This window comes from Alteromonas marina (genome assembly GCF_000808575.1).
Lineage (GTDB): Bacteria > Pseudomonadota > Gammaproteobacteria > Enterobacterales > Alteromonadaceae > Alteromonas > Alteromonas marina_A.
Window position 1 is genome coordinate 69,097 of sequence record NZ_JWLW01000004.1, and the last position, 21,745, is coordinate 90,841.

The following is a 21,745-nucleotide window of genomic DNA, read 5'->3' on the forward strand; positions in this document are numbered from 1 at the left end:
CGTGCCGCTTTATATTTAAGTAGCGTTATCGGCATATTTAAATGCTTTGCTAACTTAACTTTCAAACAATAGCATGCTTTGTAACCAACAAATCGCCGCGCATCTGTGCAAATTCGTGAATTCATAATACACTGACGGGCTACATCGTGCGCATGTGCTCGCTTTCTTTCAGGTATGCAACTTTTACCCTATCAAAGCAGGTACAGTTTTGTGCTGTGTGAGCGTTCACGCGGCAGAGTTATTGATACAGGAACACTATGGCAGGCTTAAAACGTATTATTCTTATCGACACGCATTTACCAGGCGTGGTCGAGCTAAAGCTTGATGGACACACCAATATTTGTGGTACCAATGCGTCGGGTAAAACCACGCTTCAACGACTTATTCCCGTGTTTTACGGCGAATATCCTAGCCGCGTGGTACCGGCAACCCGTGACAGCTTTGAACGCTGGTACTTGCCTCGTTTATCTAGCTTTATTATATATGAATACACGCGTGCCGAAGGTGACCTGTGCCAAGCAGTGTTAAGCTCAAATGGTACGGGCGTAAATTACCGTTTAATCGGCAAGCCATTTGAAATCAGTGACTACTTGATAGAGCAAAAGAACGGCAAACACGCCAGTGTAAGCAGCGCCGAGCTTGCACGTGCCATGAAGCGTAACAACATATTGGTTACGAGCTTACTTAATACGAAAGACTTCCGCGCAATCATCCAAAACGATCACGGTGTGCTTAACCAGAGTAACAATGCACGTGAGCTATTAGGCTACGCTAAAATCTTTAGCCTTTGCGAACCGTCGAAACACATGCGCCACATCGAAAAACTGGCTAAAGCGGTACACTCAAAAGAAGGCAAGATGGAAACCATCAAGGCCATGATTGCCGCCATTTTAGAAGAAGATGGCGTTACGCCACCTACTTCAGGCCTAAGCCGCCATCGCGTCGATGACTGGATTAAAGAATGTCACTTAATTAAACAATTCGACAAAATTCGCCCTGAGTTTTCTAAACTCGAACAAGCTGACATGGCGCTAACCACAACAGAGCAAGTGCTTGCTAACCTTAAGCATAGCTTCGAGCTTGATAAGACCTACTTGGCTGCGCGCGTTGAAACAACAAAGAATGAACTGGATGAGAATAGCTTCCAGCGCAAACAAACGGACAGCGAGTGGGGTGATACCCGTGATCACCTAAATCAGGTGATTTCATCTGCTCGCGCCGATGTTGAGAAGTTCACCAGTGAACTTGATACGGTAGAGCGTGAATTCGATAAGTGGCAAGACGAAAATATTGAGCAGCTTAAAGAAGACGTGGCAAATTTGTCGCAGTGGCAAAATGAAAAGGCCATGGCCGATAGTCGCTATGTACTGCTTACTGAAAAACACCAAGATATTGAGTCGGCCTATAACAAGCGCTTGGCTGAGCTAGGTGAAAAACTGTCAATCACTTTAGAAGAAATGTCAGCCGCACGCCAAGAAGCCGCAGAGAATAAAGCTGAGCAGCAGCAGAGCGAGCGTGAAGCATTAAGTCGTATTCAGAGCGACTACAATAGCCAGCTAAGCGCGCTTCAGAACGATTACCAAAATAGTTTGAATGAGCTAAAAGTTGCTGAAGCTGAACTAAAAGCTTCACTAAGTAACGCAGGCTACAACGAGTTTGAACAATCTCAGCTAGATATTCTTGATGCGGCCATAAAAGAAGCATCGATTAATGAAGATGCAGCGCGGGGTGAGCTGCGACAAGCGCAGCAGGCGCACAGCAAATCAGTTGAGTTTCGCAAAGAGTGTTCTAATGCGTTAGATAAAGCGCGCAACGCCTTTCAACAAGAAGAAAAAGCGGTTAACAAAATTAATGCGCTTCTTTACCCAGGCGAAGGCTCGCTACTTGAGTTCTTGCGCGCCAACGTCGATGACTGGGAGTTGTCCTTAGGTAAAGTTGTTCGCCCTGAGCTACTAGAGCGTACTGATTTAGCACCTGCTATGGCAAAGAATGCACAAGGCGACAGCGATACCTTTATGGGCGTTAAGTTAGCGCTTACTGAACTTGATACCCCAGACTATGCCTTTACCGAACAAGCCCTTAAACAGCAGCTGCAAGAAGCCGAAATTCGTCAAGCCGCTGCCCTTGCCGCGCAAAACGAATGTGAACAGCGCCTCGCGAAAGCGAACGAAGATGTGCGCAACGCCGAACTTGTGGTTACTCAAAAAGACAACGCCGTTAAAAGTGCCGAAGCCAGCCGTAAACGTGCACAGCAAGACCGCGATACGGTACTTAGCGAATATCAGCAGGCGCTTTCTGTACGTAAACAAAAAGCCAAAACTAAGCTTGAAGCAAATCAACAGTCGCAAAAGCAAGCGAAAGCACAATTTGAGCTTAGTCGTGACGAAATCAAAGATCAGCAGCGCGAAGCGGAAACCGAACACAAATTCCATTGGCAGCAGCTTATCGCTGACAGTGAAGCACGTATATCTCAGCTTGATAGCGACATGCGTAAGGCGAAAGACAACGCTGCACAAGACCGCAAAGATATGCAGAGCTGGCTGGAAAGCGAATTAAGTAATCGCGGCGTGGATGTTGATGAAATAGGTCAGCTTAAAAAGCAAATCAATAAGCTTAAAGAAGACATTACTCGCACTGAAACCCATCGTCATAAAGTGGCCGACTACGAGCGTTGGTACACTAACGTATTTACCAAGCAAAAAGTGGTATGGCAGGAAGGCTTGTCTAAGTCGCGTAAGTTATTGGGTGAGTCCGAGCGTAATTTAGCTAGCAAACAAGCCACCTATAAAGCTAACCGCGAACAGCTTCAAGAGCAGCACGGGCAGCTCGAAACTACGCTTAAAACTGCCAGTGAGCACTTGGAACAGGTTAAAACCTTAAGTAAATCTCTTGCCAAGCTTACGCTTCAGGCAGGTGATGAAACGGCTGAAATTAAGCATGACGATGTAAGTATTGGTCAGCGTATTTCAGAAGTGCAAAGCCAGCTTCAAGAGCGCGAAAACTTACTAAGCGATATTCGCGCTTATGTAGAACGGTTCGATCAGCTTATTGCCGCGCAAGCGGGCACAGGATTGTCGGATACGTGGGAGCGCGCCCGTGAAGAGTGTGCAACGCTGAACGCCCACGGCGTGAAGAGCTTTGACCACCGCCGTATGGTGTCTCATTTGGCACAGCTTCTAAACGTGATTGTTCCGCAGAAGCTACAGGGCTTGCGTGAGCAAGGGCGTATCTTTGGTGCCGATCTTTCGCAATACTACTTTGTACTTGCCGATATCGACAAACGCATTGTGTCGCAAAGCCGCCGTATTACCCAAGAGGTCGACGGCGACCTTTCTCTTGATGGTGTATCAGACTCGGCTGTTAAAATTCGCTCACGTATTAGTGAACTTGAATTCTGGCCCGAACTTGAGCAATTCAGAAAGCTCTATGAGCACTGGATGGAAGAGGGGGCTAACGAGTTACCAGAGGAAGAATACGGTCAAAGTATGCGCCGGGTTCTTGATATTCTTGGCCGTGCAGCGCTTACGGGCGGCATTAGCAAGCTACTTGATATCGAGCTACACCTTCGTGAGGGTAAAAGTGACCTTGTCATTCGTACTGACCGCCAGCTTAACGAGTCATCAAGCCACGGTATGGCCTACCTTATTCTGTGTAAATTCTTACTCGCTTTCACTCGTCTGCTGCGCGGCGATGCTGACGCCACAGTGCATTGGCCGATCGATGAACTCGGTACACTTCACCAAAACAACGTGAAGAAAATCTTTGAAGCGTGTCAAAACAATAACATTAGTGTAGTCGGCGCATTCCCTAACCCAGAATCGGAAGTACTGACGTTGTTTGAAAACCGCTACTTGATAGATAAGGTAACCCGCCAACTGCAGGTGGTTCAGCCAAAAGTAAGCGCTATAGGGGCGCGCATTAAACAGAAAAAAGAAGCAGAAAAGAACGGTGAAGTAGCAGGTGAGGAGGCATCAGCATGATGACAGAACAAGGCCGTGTACTGAGTGCACTTTTACAAGGCGCGTTTATTTGTCAAGTGACCGATGAAGAAGCATGGCGTTTTCTTAAATCAAGAGACAACGCTGCGCAGTTAGAACCCCATTTAGCGTTATTAAATCGTACATTATCGACCACCGCTGAGGGTGACGTATTCTTTGCCAGCTTCCTCACCATTGGTGAGAACGAGCGTAAAGTGCTTACACAGCAGTTCCAAGATACAGCATCTAACCTAGTGCCTCTGGTAGAGTGGTTGCTGCTAGTTCAGCAAGCCAATGAATCTGATATGCCCATTACCATGGGTAGCGCGATTCGATTAAACGAGCTGCAAACTACCATTGAAGACACCCCCGCCTATGCTGAGCAGTTAGAGAAAATATCGCGCTATCGTATGTTTGGCTCTACCAGTGTGAATTTGGATGGTCAGCTAAAGCAGGTGTTTAAACGCTTAACCGAAATGGGTTATCTGATTAAGCCAAACCCAGATAAACAGATTTATCTGGGCACGGGCAAAATTGAACACCTTTACGAAATGCTACGTTTCATTGATGAAACTGAAGCGCTGAGTTTATCTGAGCAGGCGGAGGCCGCTATTTCGCAAGGTAGCTTGATATGAGCCAGGTGTTAATTCAGGCAGGGACTAAACTATTAAACGCATTGGGTCGTCACAGCGACCTGATCATGCAGGCGTACATTAATGGTTCAGTAAAAGAGCGCGATCACAGCCCTAAGGTGTTGGAACAGCTTGTTCAATTAGGCGTATTGTGGCGCCCGGAAGCGCAAAGCGAACTGCGCTTAAAAAGCGCCGTAAGAACCCTTTTAGAAGGTAGTTTACAAGACGAGCGCAACCGGACTATCAACGCCAATATTGGTGCGTCGCTGGCAAGCCTTAAAACCCTAACCGAGCACTATAAAGAAGCCCTTCACTACAACAAGTACAATGAAGCGGCAGCCCACATGGGCGATTTAACCGAGCATGTCTATCAACTTTCAGAATCATTGAGTAATAGCGTACGTGTCATGTTTGGCCGTATTAACAATGAGTTTGGCTATGTGTCTTCGGTTGACGCTAAAATTCGCGAAAATGAGCTAGCGCAAGGACAGGTAACCGACTTACTTGCCCAGCTTGAGTGTTTCCGCTTCGATGAGTTAAGTGAACTGGCGGGTTCTAACCGTGAACTTCGTCACTTGCTGGTGGTGTCGCTACAGCAGCGCTTTGCCAGGGCCGCACAGGAGCTGTCGGTAGTACAAGCACGCTTATTAGACTTGTTAGGCCGGTTTAGAGAGTTCCAAGGTCGAACACGCTTGCTTAAAGGCTTCTTGCTACACATGGAGCAGCAGCCTGATTTTGCGCCAGGCAACTACGCTAACCTGACTAATGTGCCTGTTTTGTTTAACCAATCGGACGCGATTATTGCTAACGCCGCCCCAGACGTGAACAACGTTGAGCATGAAGCCGATTATCAGAATATTGTGGCGTCGTTAACCCACGTACATAAACGTCAAACTAAGCACGAAGACACGAAACCGGTCGATATTGATGTGACTGAGCAATCAACTTTGTCGCTTGAGAAAGATCCATTACAGCAAGCAGTAGAAGCGTATTTCTGTGAAGTCATCGATTCGGGCCAGCCTAAAACGGCGCTGGATTACTTTGAAGAACAGGCGTTAGACTTTGACCCTGAAGTGTGGATTTATCAGGTAATTGGTGGATATCAAGCCCTGAACGATGAAGATAAGCAGTTTTTTGCATTAGAATCCCATGGTAATAACGATAAAGTCTATACGGGTAATTTCTACATAAACGATATCACCTTGGGCTTGCGTTAACGTCATTTCTTAATTTTACCCATCGACTATCAAGGTAAAGTCTGGCCCACGTTTATCAAGGGTGTGCCAGACGTTCTTACAACGCTAGTTGTTCAAATCTAAACAAAAGTCACTGCCTTTGTTAACCCATGTTTACATCATAATCACACAAGATTTTGAGATGTATGACACTTGGAACCTGTCAAAAAACACCTATAATGCAATAGGTGTTTACACTTATTTAACATTGTGAACTGAAAGCTTCATCGCGGCGTAACACTATCGTCAATTCAGCGGTCTACATTATTAGCCCTGTTAAACCTTGGAACCAAGTTAAAGGTTTATAGGTCCTATCGTAGTTCAACAACGACGCGTTATTGATGCTTTGGGTGTTAAATAGCTCGGTGTAGACACAAAAAAATTATCGCTACTGCTAGGACGCAGAGCATGTTGTGGTACTGCCGCGTACAGTACGAAGAGGAAGAGTGTTATGCAATTATCAGAACAACAAAGTTTTAACCAAGCCCTTATCAAGCTTTCAGTATTACTTTATCAAGTCGACGGAATGGTCACACTGTCGGAACAAGACTACCTGAATGCAATGGTTGAGTCTTTAGACTGGCAAAGCCCAATCTGTCGCGAAGCATTTCTAAACGACACGATATACCAAACGCGAAAGGCCATTGACACCGGTGATGCCATAACGTTTTTACGCAGCTTAAAACATGACTTGTCGTTTGATGCTGAGAAAACACTAGAAGTGGCGATGGCGATCACTGGCGTTGATGGCGAGCGAAGCGAGGAAGAAACCGAACTTCTATCATTACTTACCCATAAATTACTCGCCAAAGCATTAGTTTCGGGTAAAGATACACTGCAATAATCGTTTTTTATTGCCATAAGCCTACACGTTAACAATGCCAAATTTTACTGTTAAAGCAGCACACGCATGTGCTGCTTCTCTCGCGCTGTTCTTATTGAGCGGTTGTCATTCGTCACACAGCTCGCAGTTCAGCGCTAGTGCACAGGCTTTTCCGGTGGGAGTGCAGCCTTTCGATAATTATTTAAATGAAGTTGAAAGTTACCTGCAGGAACATAGAACGTTTATTTCTAACAATAAAACACAAGAAATATTCATGAATATGCCGTTTGAATGCGGCACGCAATTCCGCGATATTGGTGTATTGCTAGTTCATGGGTTAGGCGATTCACCTTACTTTTTTCGTGATGTTGCGAACGCCATGTGCAATGAAGGTATTCACGTTAGAACCATCTTGTTGCCGGGCCACGGCTCAAAACCCGGAGACATGCTAAATGTTAGCTATCAGCAGTGGCAGACAGAAACGAATCATCACATACGGCTTTTTTCTAAGGAAGTAGACAACCTCTATATTGGGGGCTTTTCGACGGGTGCTAATTTGACCACAATAGCAAGCTTTTCAATGGCTGAAGAGCTTGATATAAAAGGGCTAATGCATTTTTCACCAGCCTTTAAATCACGCTTCTTCGTGTCTCGTTTAGCGCCCTATATCGATTCATTATTTCCTTGGCCCAATGTCGAAGAAGAAGATAACCCTAGCCGCTATAACTCCACTGCAATGCCGGGTTTCGCTGCTTATCAAGAAAGCGTAAATGTGCTTCAAGATTTGTTTACGCACTCTGAAAAAGAAGAACGAACATTGAATCTACCTGTGCTTATGGTGGTGGCAGAAAAAGACAGCGTGGTAGATACTGCGATAATAGCTGAACAGTTTAGAGACAATTTTACTCATCCACACAAGTGTTTATTGTGGCAGGGCGAGGATGACCCCGAAGTACCTGAAAATACACTCATCATGCAAACCATGACGATCCCAGAACAGCGGATTAGCGCAGCCTCTCACATGAGTACACTTTTTTCAGATAAGAACCCGCTATATGGTACTGCGAGTGACTTCCGCATATGTGATAACGGGCAAGGTAGTGACGCTGAAGCGCGCTGCAAAGCGGGAGAGGAAGTGTGGTACGGACCGTGGGGATTTAAGCCTGGTAACGCTGATGGAAATTTAGCAAACAGTGAGCAAGACCGAGTGTACGCAAGGCTAACCTACAACCCTTACTTTGATAGGATGGTCGATCAACTGCTGGCCTTTACTGGTAAAGCCAAAGTCAAAGCGTTCTGTAAAACCTACTAGGGCAATTATCTATGCGGATTGGTATTATAATTTTGTCTGTTTGAAAGCTTGAACGTCAGCCGTGTTCTTATAAAAAACGCCTAAGCCGTAACGCGGGTAGAAACATTTGCTGTTACAACACACGTAGCTTGGGCGTCTTTCCTATTTCTCAAAGCAAATCTAGCGCACGGTAGCCATTTAGATACCGCTTAAATAGGTATAGCGCCTATTTAAGCGGCTAAATCTCACAAGTGCTGTGCATTGGCTTCTTCCATTTCCCTTTCAAGCTTAGCGCTTTCATCGGCACGAGGCTTGGTAAAGCGGGCAAGTGCAAGATATAACACTGGCGTGAGGTAAAGAGTAAACACTACAGCTATACCTAAACCACCAAAAACCACCCAGCCGATAGCATTACGGGCTTCTGCTCCGGCACCTGTAGATAGAATGAGTGGCAGGCCGCCTAAAATTGTTGAGACCAGCGTCATCATAATAGGGCGTAAACGCACCTTACCGGCCTCAACAATGGCATCGTAAATATCATAACCCTTATCGCGAAGCTGGTCGGCAAATTCAATGAGTAGGATAGCGTTTTTAGCTAGAAGGCCTATCAACATTACCAAACCAATTTGCGAATAAATATTGATGCTGGTGCCGGTTAAAAACAGGGCATAGACCGCGGCTGCAATACCAAACGGAACGGTAAGCATAACCACGACTGCACTGTTTACGCTTTCAAATTGTGCTGCTAATACTAGCAATACAATGACAAACGCTAGAATATAGGTGAGCGCAACCTGCTTAGACGTTTCTTCGAAGGTCTGTGCTTCACCTAAAAATACCAGGCCAATGCCATCAGGCAGAGTCTCAAGCGCTAGATTTCGAATTTTGTCTACTACATCGCTAAGCGCCACATCTTCTGGTAATTCCATTTCCACTTTTATCGCTCGTCGCTGTGCCTGACGCTCTAATTCTGCTGCAACACCTTCTTCGCTAATAAAGGCCACACTTGAGAGCGGTACTAGGTTTCCATCACTACTCTTTACATAAAGGCTGGTCAGGTCGGATGGGTCTAGTGTACTGCGATTGTTGGTTTGCAGCATAATTGGAATAGCTTGATCGCCTACGTTTAAGTCGGCAATATCATCGCCATTAACGGCGGCGCGCAATGTGCTGGCAATATCGTTGAGCGGAACCCCCAACTCTTCTGCGCGACGTCTGTCTATATTCACGCGCATTTGAGGTTGTGTTGGGTCGTAGCTAATTCTAGGCCTTCCCAATTCGGGTAAGTTTTCTTCAAGCTGACGGGAGAAGCTTTGTGCAGCTATAAAAATATTCTCGTAGGTATCGCCGGTAAGTGCAATCTCTAAACCGCCACCTTGGCCGCGCAAATTAAGACTGTTACCGCCAAAGGCATTGCCAGGTGCACCAGGTATTTGCTGTAGTTTAGGACGTATTTCGTTTACGACATCTTGCAGTGATTTATCCCGTTCATCCCAATGTTTAAGTGGTGCAGTGATAAATACGATGTTCGGGTCCCATGATCCAACCACGGTGTAAATAGAGTCAATGGTGCCGTTGTCCACATAAGGTAGCAGTAGCTCTTCCATTTTTTCAGCTTGTCTATCCATAAAATTAAGACCAGCGCCATCAGGGCCGCGTGCAAATATACGAATTGTGCCTCTATCTTCACTTGGTAGAAGCTCGTTATCGATATTTTGTGACAATATATAAGCACCCCCGCCAGCGGCTAGACTTAGTATGCCGACTACCCAACCGTATTTAAGGGCTTTTAATAGTGACGCTTGATATACGCGAAGGCAGGCATTGCCAAAGCGACCAAAGGTTTGACTAAACCAACCGTTAGCTTTTGTTTCTTTTACTTTGAGTCGAGCCGTAAGTGCAGGTACTAGCGACAGCGCAACAAAAGAAGAGATCACCACAGCGCCAGCTAACACGCCACCAAACTCTCTAAACAATCGGCCTGCAGTTGATGGAAGGAAAGCGATAGGAATAAATACGGAAGCGAGTACGGCTGTGGTTGCCACTACAGCGAAAAACACTTCCCGGGTGCCGACTACGGCGGCAGCGCGAGCACCTAAACCCATACTTCTGCGTCGCTGAATATTTTCAGACACTACAATAGCGTCGTCCACTATCATGCCAGTAGCAAGAACGAGGGCAAGTAGGGTAAGAATATTAATTGAAAAGCCCATACCCCAAATAATTGCCAGAGCGCCAGCCAATGATACCGGGATAGATAGTGCAGGAACGATGGTAGCGCGCCATGAACCAATAAATACCAGTAATGTTACTACTACTAACGCTACAGTAAGGCTAAGCGATAACACGACTTCTTTGACAGAATCACGAATAAATTCTGCGTCGTCTGCTGTCACTACGATATTCATGTCGGCAAAACGCTTATCCAGGTCTTTGACCATAGCTAGCACTTCATCAGAAATCTCGATGGTGTTAGAGCTTGCTTGGCGAATAACGCCAACGCCTATCACTGGCGTGCCGTCTAAGCGAACTACACTAGTGGTGTCGGCCGGACCGAAATAAACACTGGCGACGTCATTAACACGTATGTCGCCGCTGACCACAATGTTGCCCACATCTTCTGCTGATACTGATGTTGCATCAGCGCGTACGATAAGCGCCTGTTCAGCCGACTGTATACTGCCCGCGGGTACATCAAAAGGGGCTAGTGCTAGTGCCTCTGCTATGTCGCTCATTGATAAGCCGAAACTGGTTAAACGCAACGGGTCAACCGACACGCGCAATACGCGTTCTCTGTCGCCATTTAACGTAACATCGGCAACGCCAGGAATACTTAAAAATAGAGGCGCTACATCGGTATCAACGCGCTCGGTGAGGGTTTCCATATCTAGTGTGTCGCTAGAGATAGCAAGGCTAACTACCGCTTGGGCGTCGCTGTCTGCACGGATAATCGCTACTTGTTCAACGTCGTCGGGGAGTTGGCGCTGTACGCGGCTAACTGATTCACGTACTTCATTGGCGGCATCTTCTAAGTTAACACCGGGCCGAAACTCAACGCGAACACGGGCTGAGTTTTCTTCGCTTTGCGCGTAAATGTCTTTCACACCACTAACTCGCGCTACGGCACCTTCAAGGCGACCTGTTACTTCGGCATCTACAGTTTCAGGTGACGCGCCTGGAAATTGTGCTGTTACCGTGACGCGAGGCGTGTCAACATCAGGAAGCTCACGCACTTCGAGACCGCTTAACGCCGCAAGACCTGCGATAGCAATAAGCAAATTTAAAACGACAATTAAAACTGGGCGTCGTATAGAAAGTGAGGGCAGATCGCTTATCGAAGAAGAAAGATTCGGATCACTCACCTTTTGGTCCTCCGGCCAGTTCGGTGGTAATTTCTTGTCCAGTGCGTAAGCGCTGAACACCTTCCGAAATTAAAGTGTCGCCTTCTTTAATATCGCCTGAAACTAAGATAGTTCCTCTTAGGCGTTGATGAACGCTTACATCTACACGTTTAGCCTTTCCATCTTCAGCAAGCCATATATAGGCGCCTGTTGCTCCCCACAGTAATGCAGCTTCAGGCACGGCTGCATAGCGTTCGCCATCAATACTAAGATTTACTCTAAAGCTCATACCTGGACGAAATTTATCAGACGAGTTATCTAACAATGCGCGAGCACGAAGCGTACGGTCTGCTTCGTTTATGCGAGAGTCTATTTGCGCTATCTCGGCTTTTACCTTTTGCTCTTTATCGCTCCATGGTTCCAGCGTGACACTAGGCGCATTAAGTAAAACCGGAAGCGCGGCTTCAGGGGCTTTGAAATTGATAAATAGCTTACTGCGGTTATCCAATGTGGTGATAACCGTTTGCTCGTTAATACGGTCACCCACTTCAACGTCGGTAATGCCCACCACACCATCAAAAGGCGCAACGATATGTCTGTCTTCTAAATCAGCTTTTGCCTCTTCTACAGCAACTTCTGCTAGGTCGCGCTGGGTCCTAGCCAAGTCTAACTCGCTAACCGGCACAGCGCCTTGCTTATAGCTTGATGCTAATCGTTCTACGGTACGCTGTGCGTCTTCCAAAGTGAGCTTGGCGCGTTTTAATGCTGTCCGCTGGCGTCTGTCGTCAAGGCGAACAAGTACCTTTCCTTTTTCTACTGTTTGTCCAGGGACAAAGTTAATTTCAGTCACTTCGTCGGAAACGGCAGGGTATAACACGATAGAGCGCACGGCTTCGGCACTGCCTACCGCTTCTACTTTTCGTGTTTCGTTCATAAATTCAATGGGCTTAGTCACAACAAGCTTCGCTTGCCTGTCTCCCATAAACTGCGCGTTGGCAGTTGGCACCATTATTAAAAAAAGAGCGCAAAGACCTGTCCATGTCTTCATTGCACCATAGAATGAATTTTTCATTTTAAACCCGTAGCGTTATTGGAACCTGTGCAGAAAAAGCTGCTGGCCCTTTATTTTTGTATTACCAAAACGTATGTTTTGTAGTCGATTGGTCGACCTCGTTGTTTGTACCGTATAGCACCACAGGCGGTTCAGCTAAGCAATTGCAGTTCGGCGTATTCCCTGTACAGGGTATCGCTTTTCATTAACGACGCATGGTCGCCGCTTCCTACGACGTGACCTTTATCCATAACTAATATGCGATCGGCGTGCTGTACCGTCGCAAGTCGGTGAGCAATCACAATGCTAGTTTTTCCTACCATAAGCCTATCTATGGCTTGTTGAACCATACGCTCACTCATCGCATCAAGCGCACTGGTTGCTTCATCGAGGAGTAAAATTGGGCGGTCAGCCAAAATAGCGCGAGCAATAGCAATACGTTGTTTTTGACCGCCAGAAAGTTTTACGCCTCGTTCGCCTAATTGTGTGTTGTAGCGCTCATCTAGGTTATCGATAAATTCGTGGGCAAATGCCTGCTTCGCTGCATTTATCACGGCGTCGTCACTTGCAAGTGGGCTGCCGTAGCGAATGTTTTCCAACACGGTATCAGCAAATACCACGGGCTCTTGGGTAACTATCGCAATATGTTGGCGCAGAACGTCTACAGGCATTTTGTTGATTGGCGCACCATTAAACAGTATTTGTCCGGCACTTGGGTCGTAGAAGCGCATTAATAATTGAAATAGCGTTGTTTTGCCTGCGCCACTTGCTCCTACCAGAGCAAGACGTTCTCCTGCTTGAATGTTAATGTTTAAATTATCAAACAAAGGTTTGCTGTTGGGGTAAGCAAAGCTGACATTTTCCAATTCTATTTTTGGTGCCGCTTTGGAAATTATCGGTTTAGTACTTGCTCCTTTTGATGCAGAGAATGTTGAAGAAGCATAGTCTTCAGCTGTGTCACCATTCAAAGACCGAATAGCAGGCTCAGTGGTAAATAGCTCGTACAAACGCTCACTTGCACCAACTCCTCGCTGTACTTCACCAATGACTTCGCTGATTGTGGCCACACTGCCGCCAGCCATTACGGCATAGAAAAGGAAAGCGGAGAGTTCACCTACGGTCATAGTGCCGTCTAATACTTGTCTTGCCCCCACCCAAGCAATAAAGATGATGGCCGTCATACTGATACACATAATGCAGCCAATAAGTAGTGAGCGATAGTGAATACGCTTTTTAGCTACGTCCATGGCAAGCTCTACCTTTTTAGAGAAATGCAGTCGTTCGGCATTTTCAGCGGTATAGGCCTGTACAGTCATGATTTCATGGAGACTTTCATCGATTCGCGCGCCTAGCTCTGCTACTTTGTCTTGGCTTTCTTTGGCATAACGGCGTACTTGAGGCGCCAAGACCTTGATAGGAACTAGCACTGCGGGTACTGCAACAATTACGCAGAAGGTAAGAAGGGGACTCGAAAACGTCATAAGCGCCAGTGCACCAACGAAGGTCACAACCGAGCGTAGGGTCATCGATAAACTCATTCCCACTACGGTTTGGATGATTGTAGTGTCGCTGGTAAATCGTGAAATAACTTCGCCAGTTCTAAGCTCCGCAAAAAATGAAGGCGGAAGAGACAGCAAGTGGGCATATACCTGGTTTCGAATATCTGCGCTAACGCGCTCGCCAAGCCAAGTCATTAAATAAAAACGCGCGTATGTCGCTAAACAGGCCACAATAGTGATAGCTAGCACTAATACTGTGGCTTTGTTTAACGTATCCGCTGCGTTCTCTATGAAGCCGCTGTCGATAGCGTACTTAATGCCTTGCCCAAGTAAAAGCCAAGCAATCGCGGCGGTGAAAAGTGCTATGACAGCACCTACAACGCGCGCTTTGTAGCGAAGTAAATGTGAGCCAATCCACTGTAAGACTTGTTTAGTAGATACACTAGCGAGTGGTGTTGTCAAAATTACCTCTTTAAGCGCATAACTTATTCATAGCGTTGATTTCGCTACGCGTAATATATTCGATGTTTGGATTATACGGCAAAGCATGTACATTGGGCGAAGCCTATGCGATTACAGCGGCAGTATTTACGCTGGGATGAAAGCTAACGTCGCAGAAACGAGAGCAAAATAGTTAAAACGGGAAAATAACGATGAGTGAGACACGTACTTTGTATTATGTTCATGATCCAATGTGCAGTTGGTGTTGGGCATTCGTTCCTACTTGGGAGCAAATACAGCGTGAGTTACCCAGCGACATTGAGGTTGTCTACTTGCTTGGCGGGCTCGCACCGGATAGTGATTTACCTATGCCGGAACAAATGAAACTCACTATTGCAGGCTATTGGCAAACTATTCAAGACCGTGTTCCTGGAACACAATTTAACTACGACTTTTGGACGCAATGTCAGCCTCGTCGTTCAACCTATCCTGCTTGTCGCGCGGTATTAGCCGCAAAAGCCCAAGCTAAAAATAGTGATGAAGAAAAAATACTAGAAAAGGCAATGATTAAGGCAATTCAGGAAGGTTACTACCTAAATGCGAGAAACCCTTCTGACTTTGATACCTTGGTGGCGTTTACGAGAGAAATAGGGCTTGATGCCGAGCAATTCGAATTGGATCTCAATAGTGAAAGCACAGAAAAGAAGTTAAATGATGAAATCACTATGTCACGCAAAATCGGTGCCCAAGGCTTTCCCAGCTTAATACTCAAATCAAACAAACTTGCCGAGACAGACTGTGTTAATGCAAAAAACGCAAAAAGCGCCCAATGGCTAAACGTTCCATACGATTATAATGATGCAAGTGTAACCTTGCGCAGTCTTTGAAATTTCTTGAGATTACCTTCCCCAAATACGAAGACAAAAATATGCTGCTGTTAATTGTTTATTTGTTGAACCAGGCTTGTTGTGGTGCTGCTATCGGCAATGATTAAAACAATACCACCAAGCATGCGCTAATTATAAGTTAAGCAAGACTTTTACTTGCAATGAGTGGTGATATCCGTATAATTCGGCGGCCTTCTAATTGGTGTCTAATTTTTAGACGTTGATGGAAGGCTTAAGTTAACGGTAACGCTACAACGAGTTTGAGGCATTTATGGTTACTATTCGTTTACAGCGTGGTGGCGCGAAAAAGCGTCCATTTTATCAACTAGTGGTGGCTGATAGCCGTCGTGCAAGAAACGGTCGTTTCATTGAAAACATCGGTTTCTTCAACCCAACTGCACAAGGTCAAGCGGAACGTCTTCGCGTAGATCTAGAGCGTGTTGAATACTGGGTTGGCGTAGGCGCGAGCTTATCAGATCGCGTTTCTAGCTTGGTAAAAGAAGCGAAAAAATCTGCAGCGTAAGCTGTTATTAACTGGTGGTATAGATGAGTCTAGCGTCTGACAAAGTGATTGTTGGCAAAATTGGCGCACCGTACGGTGTTAAAGGTTGGGTCAAAATCAACAGCTATACAGAAACGCCAGAAGGTATTTTTGATTATGCGCCATGGTTTCTTGGCGATGAAAAAGAATACGAAATTGACCAGTGGCGACCGCACGGTAAAAGCCTCGTTGCAAAAATTGTGGGCGTTGATAGTCGAGATGATGCCGAGCGTATCAAAAACTTGGATATCAACATAAACGCTTCACAGCTGCCTGATTTAGGCGACGAAGGGGTTTATTGGCGTGAGCTCACCGGCATGAAAGTAGTAACAACGCAAGGTTACGACTTGGGTGTGGTGAAAGAAGTGTTTAATACAGGTGCTAACGACGTGATTCACGTTAAAGCGAATGTAGGCGATGCTTTTGGTCAAAAAGAAAGACTATTGCCTTTTGTGTTCGACGAAGTCGTACAAGAGGTTGATAAGGAAGCGAAGGTCATTAAAGTTGACTGGGACCCGGGGTTTTAAGTGACACCGGAAAAGTGGTTTGGCGTTGTTAGCCTGTTTCCAGATATGTTTGCCCCTTTTACCCAACAGGGTGTTATAGGTCGAGCAGTTAAGTCTGGAACGTTATCGGTTGACACCTTCAACCCCCGTGACTTTACACATGATCGCCATCGTACAGTAGACGATCGCCCCTACGGAGGCGGACCCGGTATGCTGATGATGGTAAAACCGCTAACCGACGCAATACAAGCTGCCAAGAAAGTGGGTGGCGAAAAAAGTAAGGTGATCTACTTATCACCACAAGGGAAACCCCTTGACCAAGCAGGCGTACAGCGCCTTGCTAACATTGACCGCACAATTTTAATTTGCGGCCGATATGAAGGCATCGACGAGCGAGTAATCGAAAGCCATGTAGATGAAGAAGTCTCTATTGGTGATTACGTGCTAAGCGGCGGTGAACTGCCAGCAATGGTCCTTATGGATGCGGTTGCTCGATTAGTTCCTGGCGTGTTGGGGCATAAAGCCTCAGCAGTTGAAGATTCTTTCACTGACGGTCTTTTGGATTGTCCGCACTATACGCGGCCCGAAATACTCGATGGTCAAAAGGTACCTGATGTGTTGTTAAGTGGGGACCATGAAAAAATTAGGCAGTGGCGATTGATGCAATCATTAGGTAGAACCTGGCAGCGTCGCCCTGAATTGTTAAATCACCTAGCTCTGACTGAGGAGCAGCAGCGTTTGCTTGAATTATTCCAAGCGCAACTGCAGCAAGATGACAGTTAACTAGGACGAGAGGATATGATGAGCAAAGTCAGTCAAGATATCATCAAAAAAATCGAAGAAGCACAGCTAAAGACTGATGTTCCTGCGTTTGGTCCAGGTGACACAGTAGTTGTTAAAGTTCGCGTTACCGAAGGTGACAAAGAGCGTCTTCAGGCTTATGAAGGTGTTGTTATCGCTAAACGTAACCGTGGTCTGCACTCGTCTTTTACCGTGCGTAAAATTTCTAGCGGCGAAGGCGTTGAGCGTGTGTTCCAAACACACAGCCCGGCAGTTTCTTCAATTGAAGTGAAACGTCGCGGTGCGGTTCGTCGTGCTAAGCTTTACTATCTACGTGAGCGTTCAGGTAAATCTGCACGTATCAAAGAGAAGCTTAACTAAGATTACTAATCCTTGCGTTATTGTTAACTTCGAAAAAGCCCGCGTTAAGCGGGCTTTTTTGTGCCTGAAATTCGATCTTTTTTCTTCTTTGCACAATACAAACATTAACGTTTCTTAATAGAGTAAAGAATGAGCTCGGATTATTTTATTGTGCTAGGCATTGTAGGTGTCGCTTTTTTTGCCGTATCTGGTGCACTGCTTGGACACGATAAAAACATCAATGGTTTTGGTATTGTGGTTGTCGGCGTAATGACAGCGCTCGGTGGCGGCACACTACGAGATTTACTTTTAGGAAAACCTATCTTTTGGGTCGAAACGTCAGAATACCTTCTCGCTACCTATTCTGCCATTTTCGCCACCGTGCTGTTTGTACGTTATATGCCGTCGCCTTCCAATTTTTACTTTATTCTTATTGATACCATAGGGTTGGCTATCTTTAATGTAATGGGTATTGAAAAGGCTTTGATGAGCGGAACCGGAATGATTGTCGCCCTAACGATGGGTATGACGACCGGTATCTTCGGTGGTCTTATGCGCGATGTGGTGTGTAGAGAAGTACCTTACGTCATGCGTGGTGATGTTTATGCAAGTGCATGTTTTGCAGGAGGGCTTACCTATGCCGCTCTGTTTACTTTGGATATTTCCTATCTTTGGTGCATTCTAGGCTCAATTCTCGTCACTGTTCTACTAAGAATTGCATCACTTCATTGGGGCGTGAAAATAGACCTGTTTAGGAAAAGAACGCCTAAATCCAGTACAACCTAACTAGTAAAGCAGTAACACGCATTTCCAAGCTATAGAGTGCGATGAAGCACCACGTGAGGCACTTCACTTCATCAAGTTTCACGGCTACGCCATAAGTGAGAGTGCTTCTATTAAAGGCTTATTTTCGTTGTCGATAGTATCGATAATATGTTTGTGCAGACGTTTTTTGTGTTCACCAAAAATGCCGCGCTTCTTATCGAAGGTTTTAGCGTAATTCAGCGCGCCTTCCTGTAAGCTTTCTTGTGAGTCATAAGCCTTTTCTACCACATGATCTTGCTCTAACTCTTTACCCGAAACGCGTCTTCCTGAAAGTTTCATTTCGTTAAATCTATGATACGGCATCGCTTTTTTTACGAACTCAATCATACCGGGCAGGAAGGGGATTGAAAGGTCGACTTCCGGAAAACAGAAAAAACCTTTATCTGAACGCATAAACCTGAAGTCGCAAGCGCACGCTAAAATCGCACCATTGCCAAAGGCGTGGCCGTTGATAGCCGCTATAACAGGGAGAGGGTAAAGCAACAGCGTTTTGAATACCTCGTCCATATCGTGCATGAATTGCTTTATTTCTTCAGTACGGCCAGTTTTCATTGCCGGCATAAGCCAGTCTGTGTCTATACCTAGACTAAAGCATTTCTCATCGTTTGACGTGAGCACTAGCGCTTTACAGCTCTCATTTTGCTCGATGGTATCTAACGCTGAAAGCATCTCCTTTGCAAAGAGTGGGTTGTGACGGTTTTCACCATTTTTCATGGTTAGAATAGCGACATTACCAGTGTACGTGAGGGCTAAATTTTGCATCGTTTTCTCGTTTTTATTCTGATAGCGCTATGATACCGAAATCTTTCGATAGATGAGAAATTTAGCTTATTTATGTTGGTAAATTACCTCATTAAATTTGCCGGGTTTTGAACGTTTATACAAATATTAAAGGCACTAGGTGCTTAACTAGACAGGCTATGTGGAATAAACCTCACTGCTGGTCAAAAAATGGGCTGGCGGCGCGCGCTATTGCCATTCAGTCATGTTCATTCACTTCGAATCTACCCTAGATTAAAGTATTATTCGTTATTGCTTGCGCTATAGTGCTTGAGTTGTTAAAAAGTCAATGACGTTAAAGAAATATAGAAAAGCTGGTTGTACATTAAAGTTTACATGCAGATTGCACACTCTTTTGGCGTTTAATTTTCCGTTTTTTATTTGTAGTTAAGAGAGTAAGAGAGCTCCCATGATCAAGGACACCGTAAATAATGTTCACGTAAGTACCGAAGATGTACTTATAACCCCTGAAGCGCTGAGTGCTGAATTGCCTGTGTCAGACAAAGCGTTAGCGGCTATCTCTGAGTCTAGAAAGATTGTTTCAGATATCATCCATCGTCGCGACCATAGATTACTTGTAGTGTGTGGACCATGTTCTATACACGACGTTGAAGCCGCGAAAGAGTACGCACTTAAGCTAAAAGAGCTTCATGAATCATGCAAAGACACGCTATTTATCGTGATGCGTGTGTACTTCGAAAAGCCGCGTACTACGACAGGTTGGAAAGGTTTAATCAATGACCCGCATATCGACGGAACGTTTGATATCGAGACTGGCTTACGTAAAGCGAGAGAGCTGTTAATTTGGCTTGCTGAACTAGAGCTTCCTGTAGCTACTGAAGCATTGGATCCAATTAGCCCACAATATCTTGCTGAGCTGTTTAGCTGGGCAGCTATCGGTGCGCGTACCTCTGAATCGCAAACTCACCGTGAAATGGCGAGTGGTCTGTCTATGCCTGTAGGTTTTAAAAATGGCACAGATGGAAGCTTGGATATTGCCATTAATGCGCTTAAGTCTGCGGCTTCAGGCCACCGTTTTATGGGTATTAACAAGCAGGGACAGGTAAGCATTATCGGCACCAGCGGTAACCCAGATGGCCACATTATTCTTCGTGGTGGAAAGCAGCCAAACTACGACTCGGTATGCGTGTCAGAATGTGAAATTGAGCTGCAGGATGCGAGTTTGACAGCAGGCTTGGTAGTGGATTGTAGCCATGCAAACTCCTCGAAAGATTATCGCCGCCAGCCTTTGGTTGCACAGAATGTGGTCAATCAAATTCTAGAGGGCAATCAATCTATCATCGGCGTTATGCTGGAAAGTCATTTGAAACCTGGTAATCAAAAAGCAGAAGGCAAGAAACCTGAAGAACTTGAGTACGGCGTTTCAATTACGGACGGATGTATCGATTGGGAAACAACAGAGAACTTAATATCTCAAACCAGAGATAAGTTAATAACTGTGTTACCCTTACGCCAAAATAAGCGCACGGTGGCGTAAATCCAAGTAACGCCAAAAAGTGGCCAAGTAATGTTGGCCACAAGCCCCCGTGCCATTTGATTCAAGGATAAGACAGAATGGCCGATTTATCGCAGCACTTGAAACAGTTAGATAAGCTGCGTGAAGGTATCGACGAGCTGGATACCCAGCTTGTCGAATTACTCGCAAAACGCAATAAGATTACCACCCAAGTTGGTCAAATAAAGGCAGAAGCTGGCATGCCCGTATATGTGCCAGAGCGTGAAAAAGCGCTGATCGCTTCTCGCCGTGCTCAGGCTGAAGCGCTTGGGGTCTCTCCAGAACTCACCGAAGACTTGTTACGTCGTGTAATGCGAGAGTCTTATCATACGCAAAACAACAACTACCGCTGTGTAAAACCAGATGTCGACAACGTAGTTGTCATTGGTGGAGCAGGAGCGCTTGGCCGTGTGTTTGTGAGCTTGTTCGAACGAAGTAATTACAAGGTTTCGGTCGTGGAAAAAGACGACTGGGAAAATGGCAGAGCAACATCATTACTAAGTTGTGCTTCGCTGGTTGTTGTTGCAGTACCTATTAATCTAACAGAAGCCGTGATTAGCAAGCTAACTATGCTGCCAAAAGACTGTGTGCTCGCAGATATAACCAGTATTAAAGCTAAGCCACTTGAAGCAATGCTAGCTGTACATAGTGGCCCTGTCGTTGGATTACACCCCATGTTTGGTCCTGACGCACCAGGCATGATTAAGCAGGTAGTGGTAGTGTGCGACGGTCGTGACAGCGACAAGTACAGTTGGCTGATTGAACAAATGCGAATATGGGGAGCCACAATTCACGACTCCAGCGCGCAAGAACACGACCAAGCCATGGCATACATTCAGGTTATGCGCCACTTCAACACCTTTGTGTACGGACAACATTTAAAAGGTGAAGACCCTAATCTTGAATCTCTCACCATGTTTAGCTCTCCAATATATCGTTTAGAGCTGGCAATGGTGGGCAGATTATTCGCTCAGTCACCTCAATTGTATGCCGATATTATCTTCAATAACCCTGATAACTTTGCACTTCTGCGCCGCTTTTATGAACGCTTCGGGATTGCACTATCATTACTTGAAAATGGCGATAAAAAAGGGTTTGTAGAACAGTTTATTAAAGTAGGCGCGTGGTTCGGAGACTATGCGAAGAAGTGCTTAGTAGACAGCAAACAGATGTTGCTAAAGGCGGATGACGGTCAGCTTTTAAGAGATAAGTAGTGTTCACTAGAATGGGTTAAGAGCAAGAAGCGAGCTAAAAGCTCGC

The 21,745-nt window shown here is 45.7% G+C and carries 17 protein-coding genes; 13 read left to right on the plus strand and 4 right to left on the minus strand.

Going from position 1 to position 21,745, the window contains the following annotated elements; translation table 11 throughout:
• The first annotated feature begins 257 nt into the window (after positions 1 to 257).
• The 5 genes from RJ41_RS02815 (at position 258) to RJ41_RS02835 (ending at position 7,979) form a co-directional block, all read left to right on the plus strand.
• Complete coding sequence (locus RJ41_RS02815; RefSeq protein ID WP_039216742.1) at positions 258 to 3,980, plus strand: ATP-binding protein; 3,723 nt, start codon at positions 258 to 260, stop codon at positions 3,978 to 3,980.
• Positions 3,977 to 4,612: a condensin complex protein MksE gene (locus RJ41_RS02820; protein WP_014978725.1), complete on the plus strand. Its 636-nt coding sequence runs from the start codon at positions 3,977 to 3,979 to the stop codon at positions 4,610 to 4,612. The genes RJ41_RS02815 and RJ41_RS02820 overlap by 4 nt, the downstream gene beginning before the upstream one ends.
• On the plus strand, positions 4,609 to 5,826 hold the full coding sequence (locus tag RJ41_RS02825) for a hypothetical protein (RefSeq protein ID WP_039216744.1): 1,218 nt from the start codon (positions 4,609 to 4,611) through the stop codon (positions 5,824 to 5,826). The genes RJ41_RS02820 and RJ41_RS02825 overlap by 4 nt, the downstream gene beginning before the upstream one ends.
• Positions 5,827 to 6,295: 469 nt before the next feature.
• The gene (locus RJ41_RS02830; RefSeq protein WP_014948825.1) at positions 6,296 to 6,688 is read left to right on the plus strand and encodes a TerB family tellurite resistance protein; all 393 of its coding nucleotides are present in this window, start codon (positions 6,296 to 6,298) and stop codon (positions 6,686 to 6,688) included.
• A 253-nt stretch (positions 6,689 to 6,941) separates the two neighbouring features.
• Positions 6,942 to 7,979, plus strand: coding sequence for an alpha/beta hydrolase (locus RJ41_RS02835; protein ID WP_240485714.1), 1,038 nt, complete (start codon positions 6,942 to 6,944; stop codon positions 7,977 to 7,979).
• A 224-nt stretch (positions 7,980 to 8,203) separates the two neighbouring features.
• Here the strand turns inward: RJ41_RS02835 and RJ41_RS02840 are convergent, their stop codons facing one another.
• The 3 genes from RJ41_RS02840 to RJ41_RS02850 all read right to left on the minus strand — a co-directional run bounded on the left by RJ41_RS02840 (position 8,204) and on the right by RJ41_RS02850 (position 14,311).
• Positions 8,204 to 11,320, minus strand: a complete 3,117-nt coding sequence (locus RJ41_RS02840) for an efflux RND transporter permease subunit (RefSeq protein WP_039216748.1) — start codon at positions 11,318 to 11,320, stop codon at positions 8,204 to 8,206.
• A complete protein-coding gene (locus tag RJ41_RS02845) occupies positions 11,313 to 12,371 on the minus strand; it encodes an efflux RND transporter periplasmic adaptor subunit (protein WP_084081751.1) in 1,059 nt (352 codons plus the stop codon). The genes RJ41_RS02840 and RJ41_RS02845 overlap by 8 nt, the downstream gene beginning before the upstream one ends.
• A gap of 131 nt (positions 12,372 to 12,502) precedes the next feature.
• Entirely contained in the window at positions 12,503 to 14,311 is a 1,809-nt protein-coding gene (locus tag RJ41_RS02850; RefSeq protein ID WP_039216750.1) for an ABC transporter transmembrane domain-containing protein, read from the minus strand.
• A 191-nt stretch (positions 14,312 to 14,502) separates the two neighbouring features.
• Between RJ41_RS02850 and RJ41_RS02855 the strand changes: the two genes are divergently transcribed.
• The 6 genes from RJ41_RS02855 to RJ41_RS02880 all read left to right on the plus strand — a co-directional run bounded on the left by RJ41_RS02855 (position 14,503) and on the right by RJ41_RS02880 (position 18,150).
• Positions 14,503 to 15,177, plus strand: coding sequence for a DsbA family protein (locus RJ41_RS02855; protein WP_039216751.1), 675 nt, complete (start codon positions 14,503 to 14,505; stop codon positions 15,175 to 15,177).
• A gap of 271 nt (positions 15,178 to 15,448) precedes the next feature.
• Positions 15,449 to 15,700 carry a 30S ribosomal protein S16 gene (gene rpsP / locus RJ41_RS02860; protein ID WP_014948832.1) on the plus strand — a complete coding sequence of 84 codons (252 nt, stop codon included), beginning with the start codon at positions 15,449 to 15,451 and terminating at the stop codon, positions 15,698 to 15,700.
• A gap of 23 nt (positions 15,701 to 15,723) precedes the next feature.
• Positions 15,724 to 16,245, plus strand: coding sequence for a ribosome maturation factor RimM (gene rimM, locus RJ41_RS02865; RefSeq protein WP_039216754.1), 522 nt, complete (start codon positions 15,724 to 15,726; stop codon positions 16,243 to 16,245).
• Positions 16,246 to 17,007, plus strand: coding sequence for a tRNA (guanosine(37)-N1)-methyltransferase TrmD (gene trmD, locus RJ41_RS02870; protein ID WP_014948834.1), 762 nt, complete (start codon positions 16,246 to 16,248; stop codon positions 17,005 to 17,007).
• A gap of 18 nt (positions 17,008 to 17,025) precedes the next feature.
• On the plus strand, positions 17,026 to 17,385 hold the full coding sequence (rplS, locus tag RJ41_RS02875; RefSeq protein WP_024015986.1) for a 50S ribosomal protein L19: 360 nt from the start codon (positions 17,026 to 17,028) through the stop codon (positions 17,383 to 17,385).
• A 129-nt stretch (positions 17,386 to 17,514) separates the two neighbouring features.
• Positions 17,515 to 18,150: a trimeric intracellular cation channel family protein gene (locus RJ41_RS02880; RefSeq protein ID WP_039216756.1), complete on the plus strand. Its 636-nt coding sequence runs from the start codon at positions 17,515 to 17,517 to the stop codon at positions 18,148 to 18,150.
• A gap of 84 nt (positions 18,151 to 18,234) precedes the next feature.
• On the opposite strand, the gene RJ41_RS02885 is transcribed toward RJ41_RS02880, so the two are convergent.
• Positions 18,235 to 18,951, minus strand: a complete 717-nt coding sequence (locus RJ41_RS02885; protein ID WP_039216758.1) for an enoyl-CoA hydratase/isomerase family protein — start codon at positions 18,949 to 18,951, stop codon at positions 18,235 to 18,237.
• A 427-nt stretch (positions 18,952 to 19,378) separates the two neighbouring features.
• Here RJ41_RS02885 and RJ41_RS02890 point away from each other — a divergent pair, with 427 nt between their 5' ends.
• Together RJ41_RS02890 and tyrA are read left to right on the plus strand one after the other, a co-directional pair.
• A complete protein-coding gene (locus RJ41_RS02890; RefSeq protein ID WP_039216759.1) occupies positions 19,379 to 20,467 on the plus strand; it encodes a 3-deoxy-7-phosphoheptulonate synthase in 1,089 nt (362 codons plus the stop codon).
• Positions 20,468 to 20,544: 77 nt separating this feature from the next.
• On the plus strand, positions 20,545 to 21,699 hold the full coding sequence (tyrA, locus tag RJ41_RS02895) for a bifunctional chorismate mutase/prephenate dehydrogenase (protein ID WP_039216760.1): 1,155 nt from the start codon (positions 20,545 to 20,547) through the stop codon (positions 21,697 to 21,699).
• The last annotated feature ends 46 nt before the right edge of the window (positions 21,700 to 21,745 follow it).

Excerpts from the sequence above, each read along its gene's own strand:
- RJ41_RS02815 (WP_039216742.1), top strand. The coding sequence starts at position 258 with ATGGCAGGCTTAAAACGTATTATTCTTATCGACACGCATTTACCAGGC.
- RJ41_RS02820 (WP_014978725.1), top strand. The coding sequence starts at position 3,977 with ATGATGACAGAACAAGGCCGTGTACTGAGTGCACTTTTACAAGGCGCG.
- RJ41_RS02825 (WP_039216744.1), top strand. The coding sequence starts at position 4,609 with ATGAGCCAGGTGTTAATTCAGGCAGGGACTAAACTATTAAACGCATTG.
- RJ41_RS02830 (WP_014948825.1), top strand. The coding sequence starts at position 6,296 with ATGCAATTATCAGAACAACAAAGTTTTAACCAAGCCCTTATCAAGCTT.
- RJ41_RS02835 (WP_240485714.1), top strand. The coding sequence starts at position 6,942 with ATGAATATGCCGTTTGAATGCGGCACGCAATTCCGCGATATTGGTGTA.
- RJ41_RS02845 (WP_084081751.1), bottom strand. The coding sequence starts at position 12,371 with ATGAAAAATTCATTCTATGGTGCAATGAAGACATGGACAGGTCTTTGC.
- RJ41_RS02855 (WP_039216751.1), top strand. The coding sequence starts at position 14,503 with ATGAGTGAGACACGTACTTTGTATTATGTTCATGATCCAATGTGCAGT.
- rpsP (WP_014948832.1), top strand. The coding sequence starts at position 15,449 with ATGGTTACTATTCGTTTACAGCGTGGTGGCGCGAAAAAGCGTCCATTT.
- rimM (WP_039216754.1), top strand. The coding sequence starts at position 15,724 with ATGAGTCTAGCGTCTGACAAAGTGATTGTTGGCAAAATTGGCGCACCG.
- rplS (WP_024015986.1), top strand. The coding sequence starts at position 17,026 with ATGAGCAAAGTCAGTCAAGATATCATCAAAAAAATCGAAGAAGCACAG.
- RJ41_RS02880 (WP_039216756.1), top strand. The coding sequence starts at position 17,515 with ATGAGCTCGGATTATTTTATTGTGCTAGGCATTGTAGGTGTCGCTTTT.
- RJ41_RS02885 (WP_039216758.1), bottom strand. The coding sequence starts at position 18,951 with ATGCAAAATTTAGCCCTCACGTACACTGGTAATGTCGCTATTCTAACC.
- RJ41_RS02890 (WP_039216759.1), top strand. The coding sequence starts at position 19,379 with ATGATCAAGGACACCGTAAATAATGTTCACGTAAGTACCGAAGATGTA.
- tyrA (WP_039216760.1), top strand. The coding sequence starts at position 20,545 with ATGGCCGATTTATCGCAGCACTTGAAACAGTTAGATAAGCTGCGTGAA.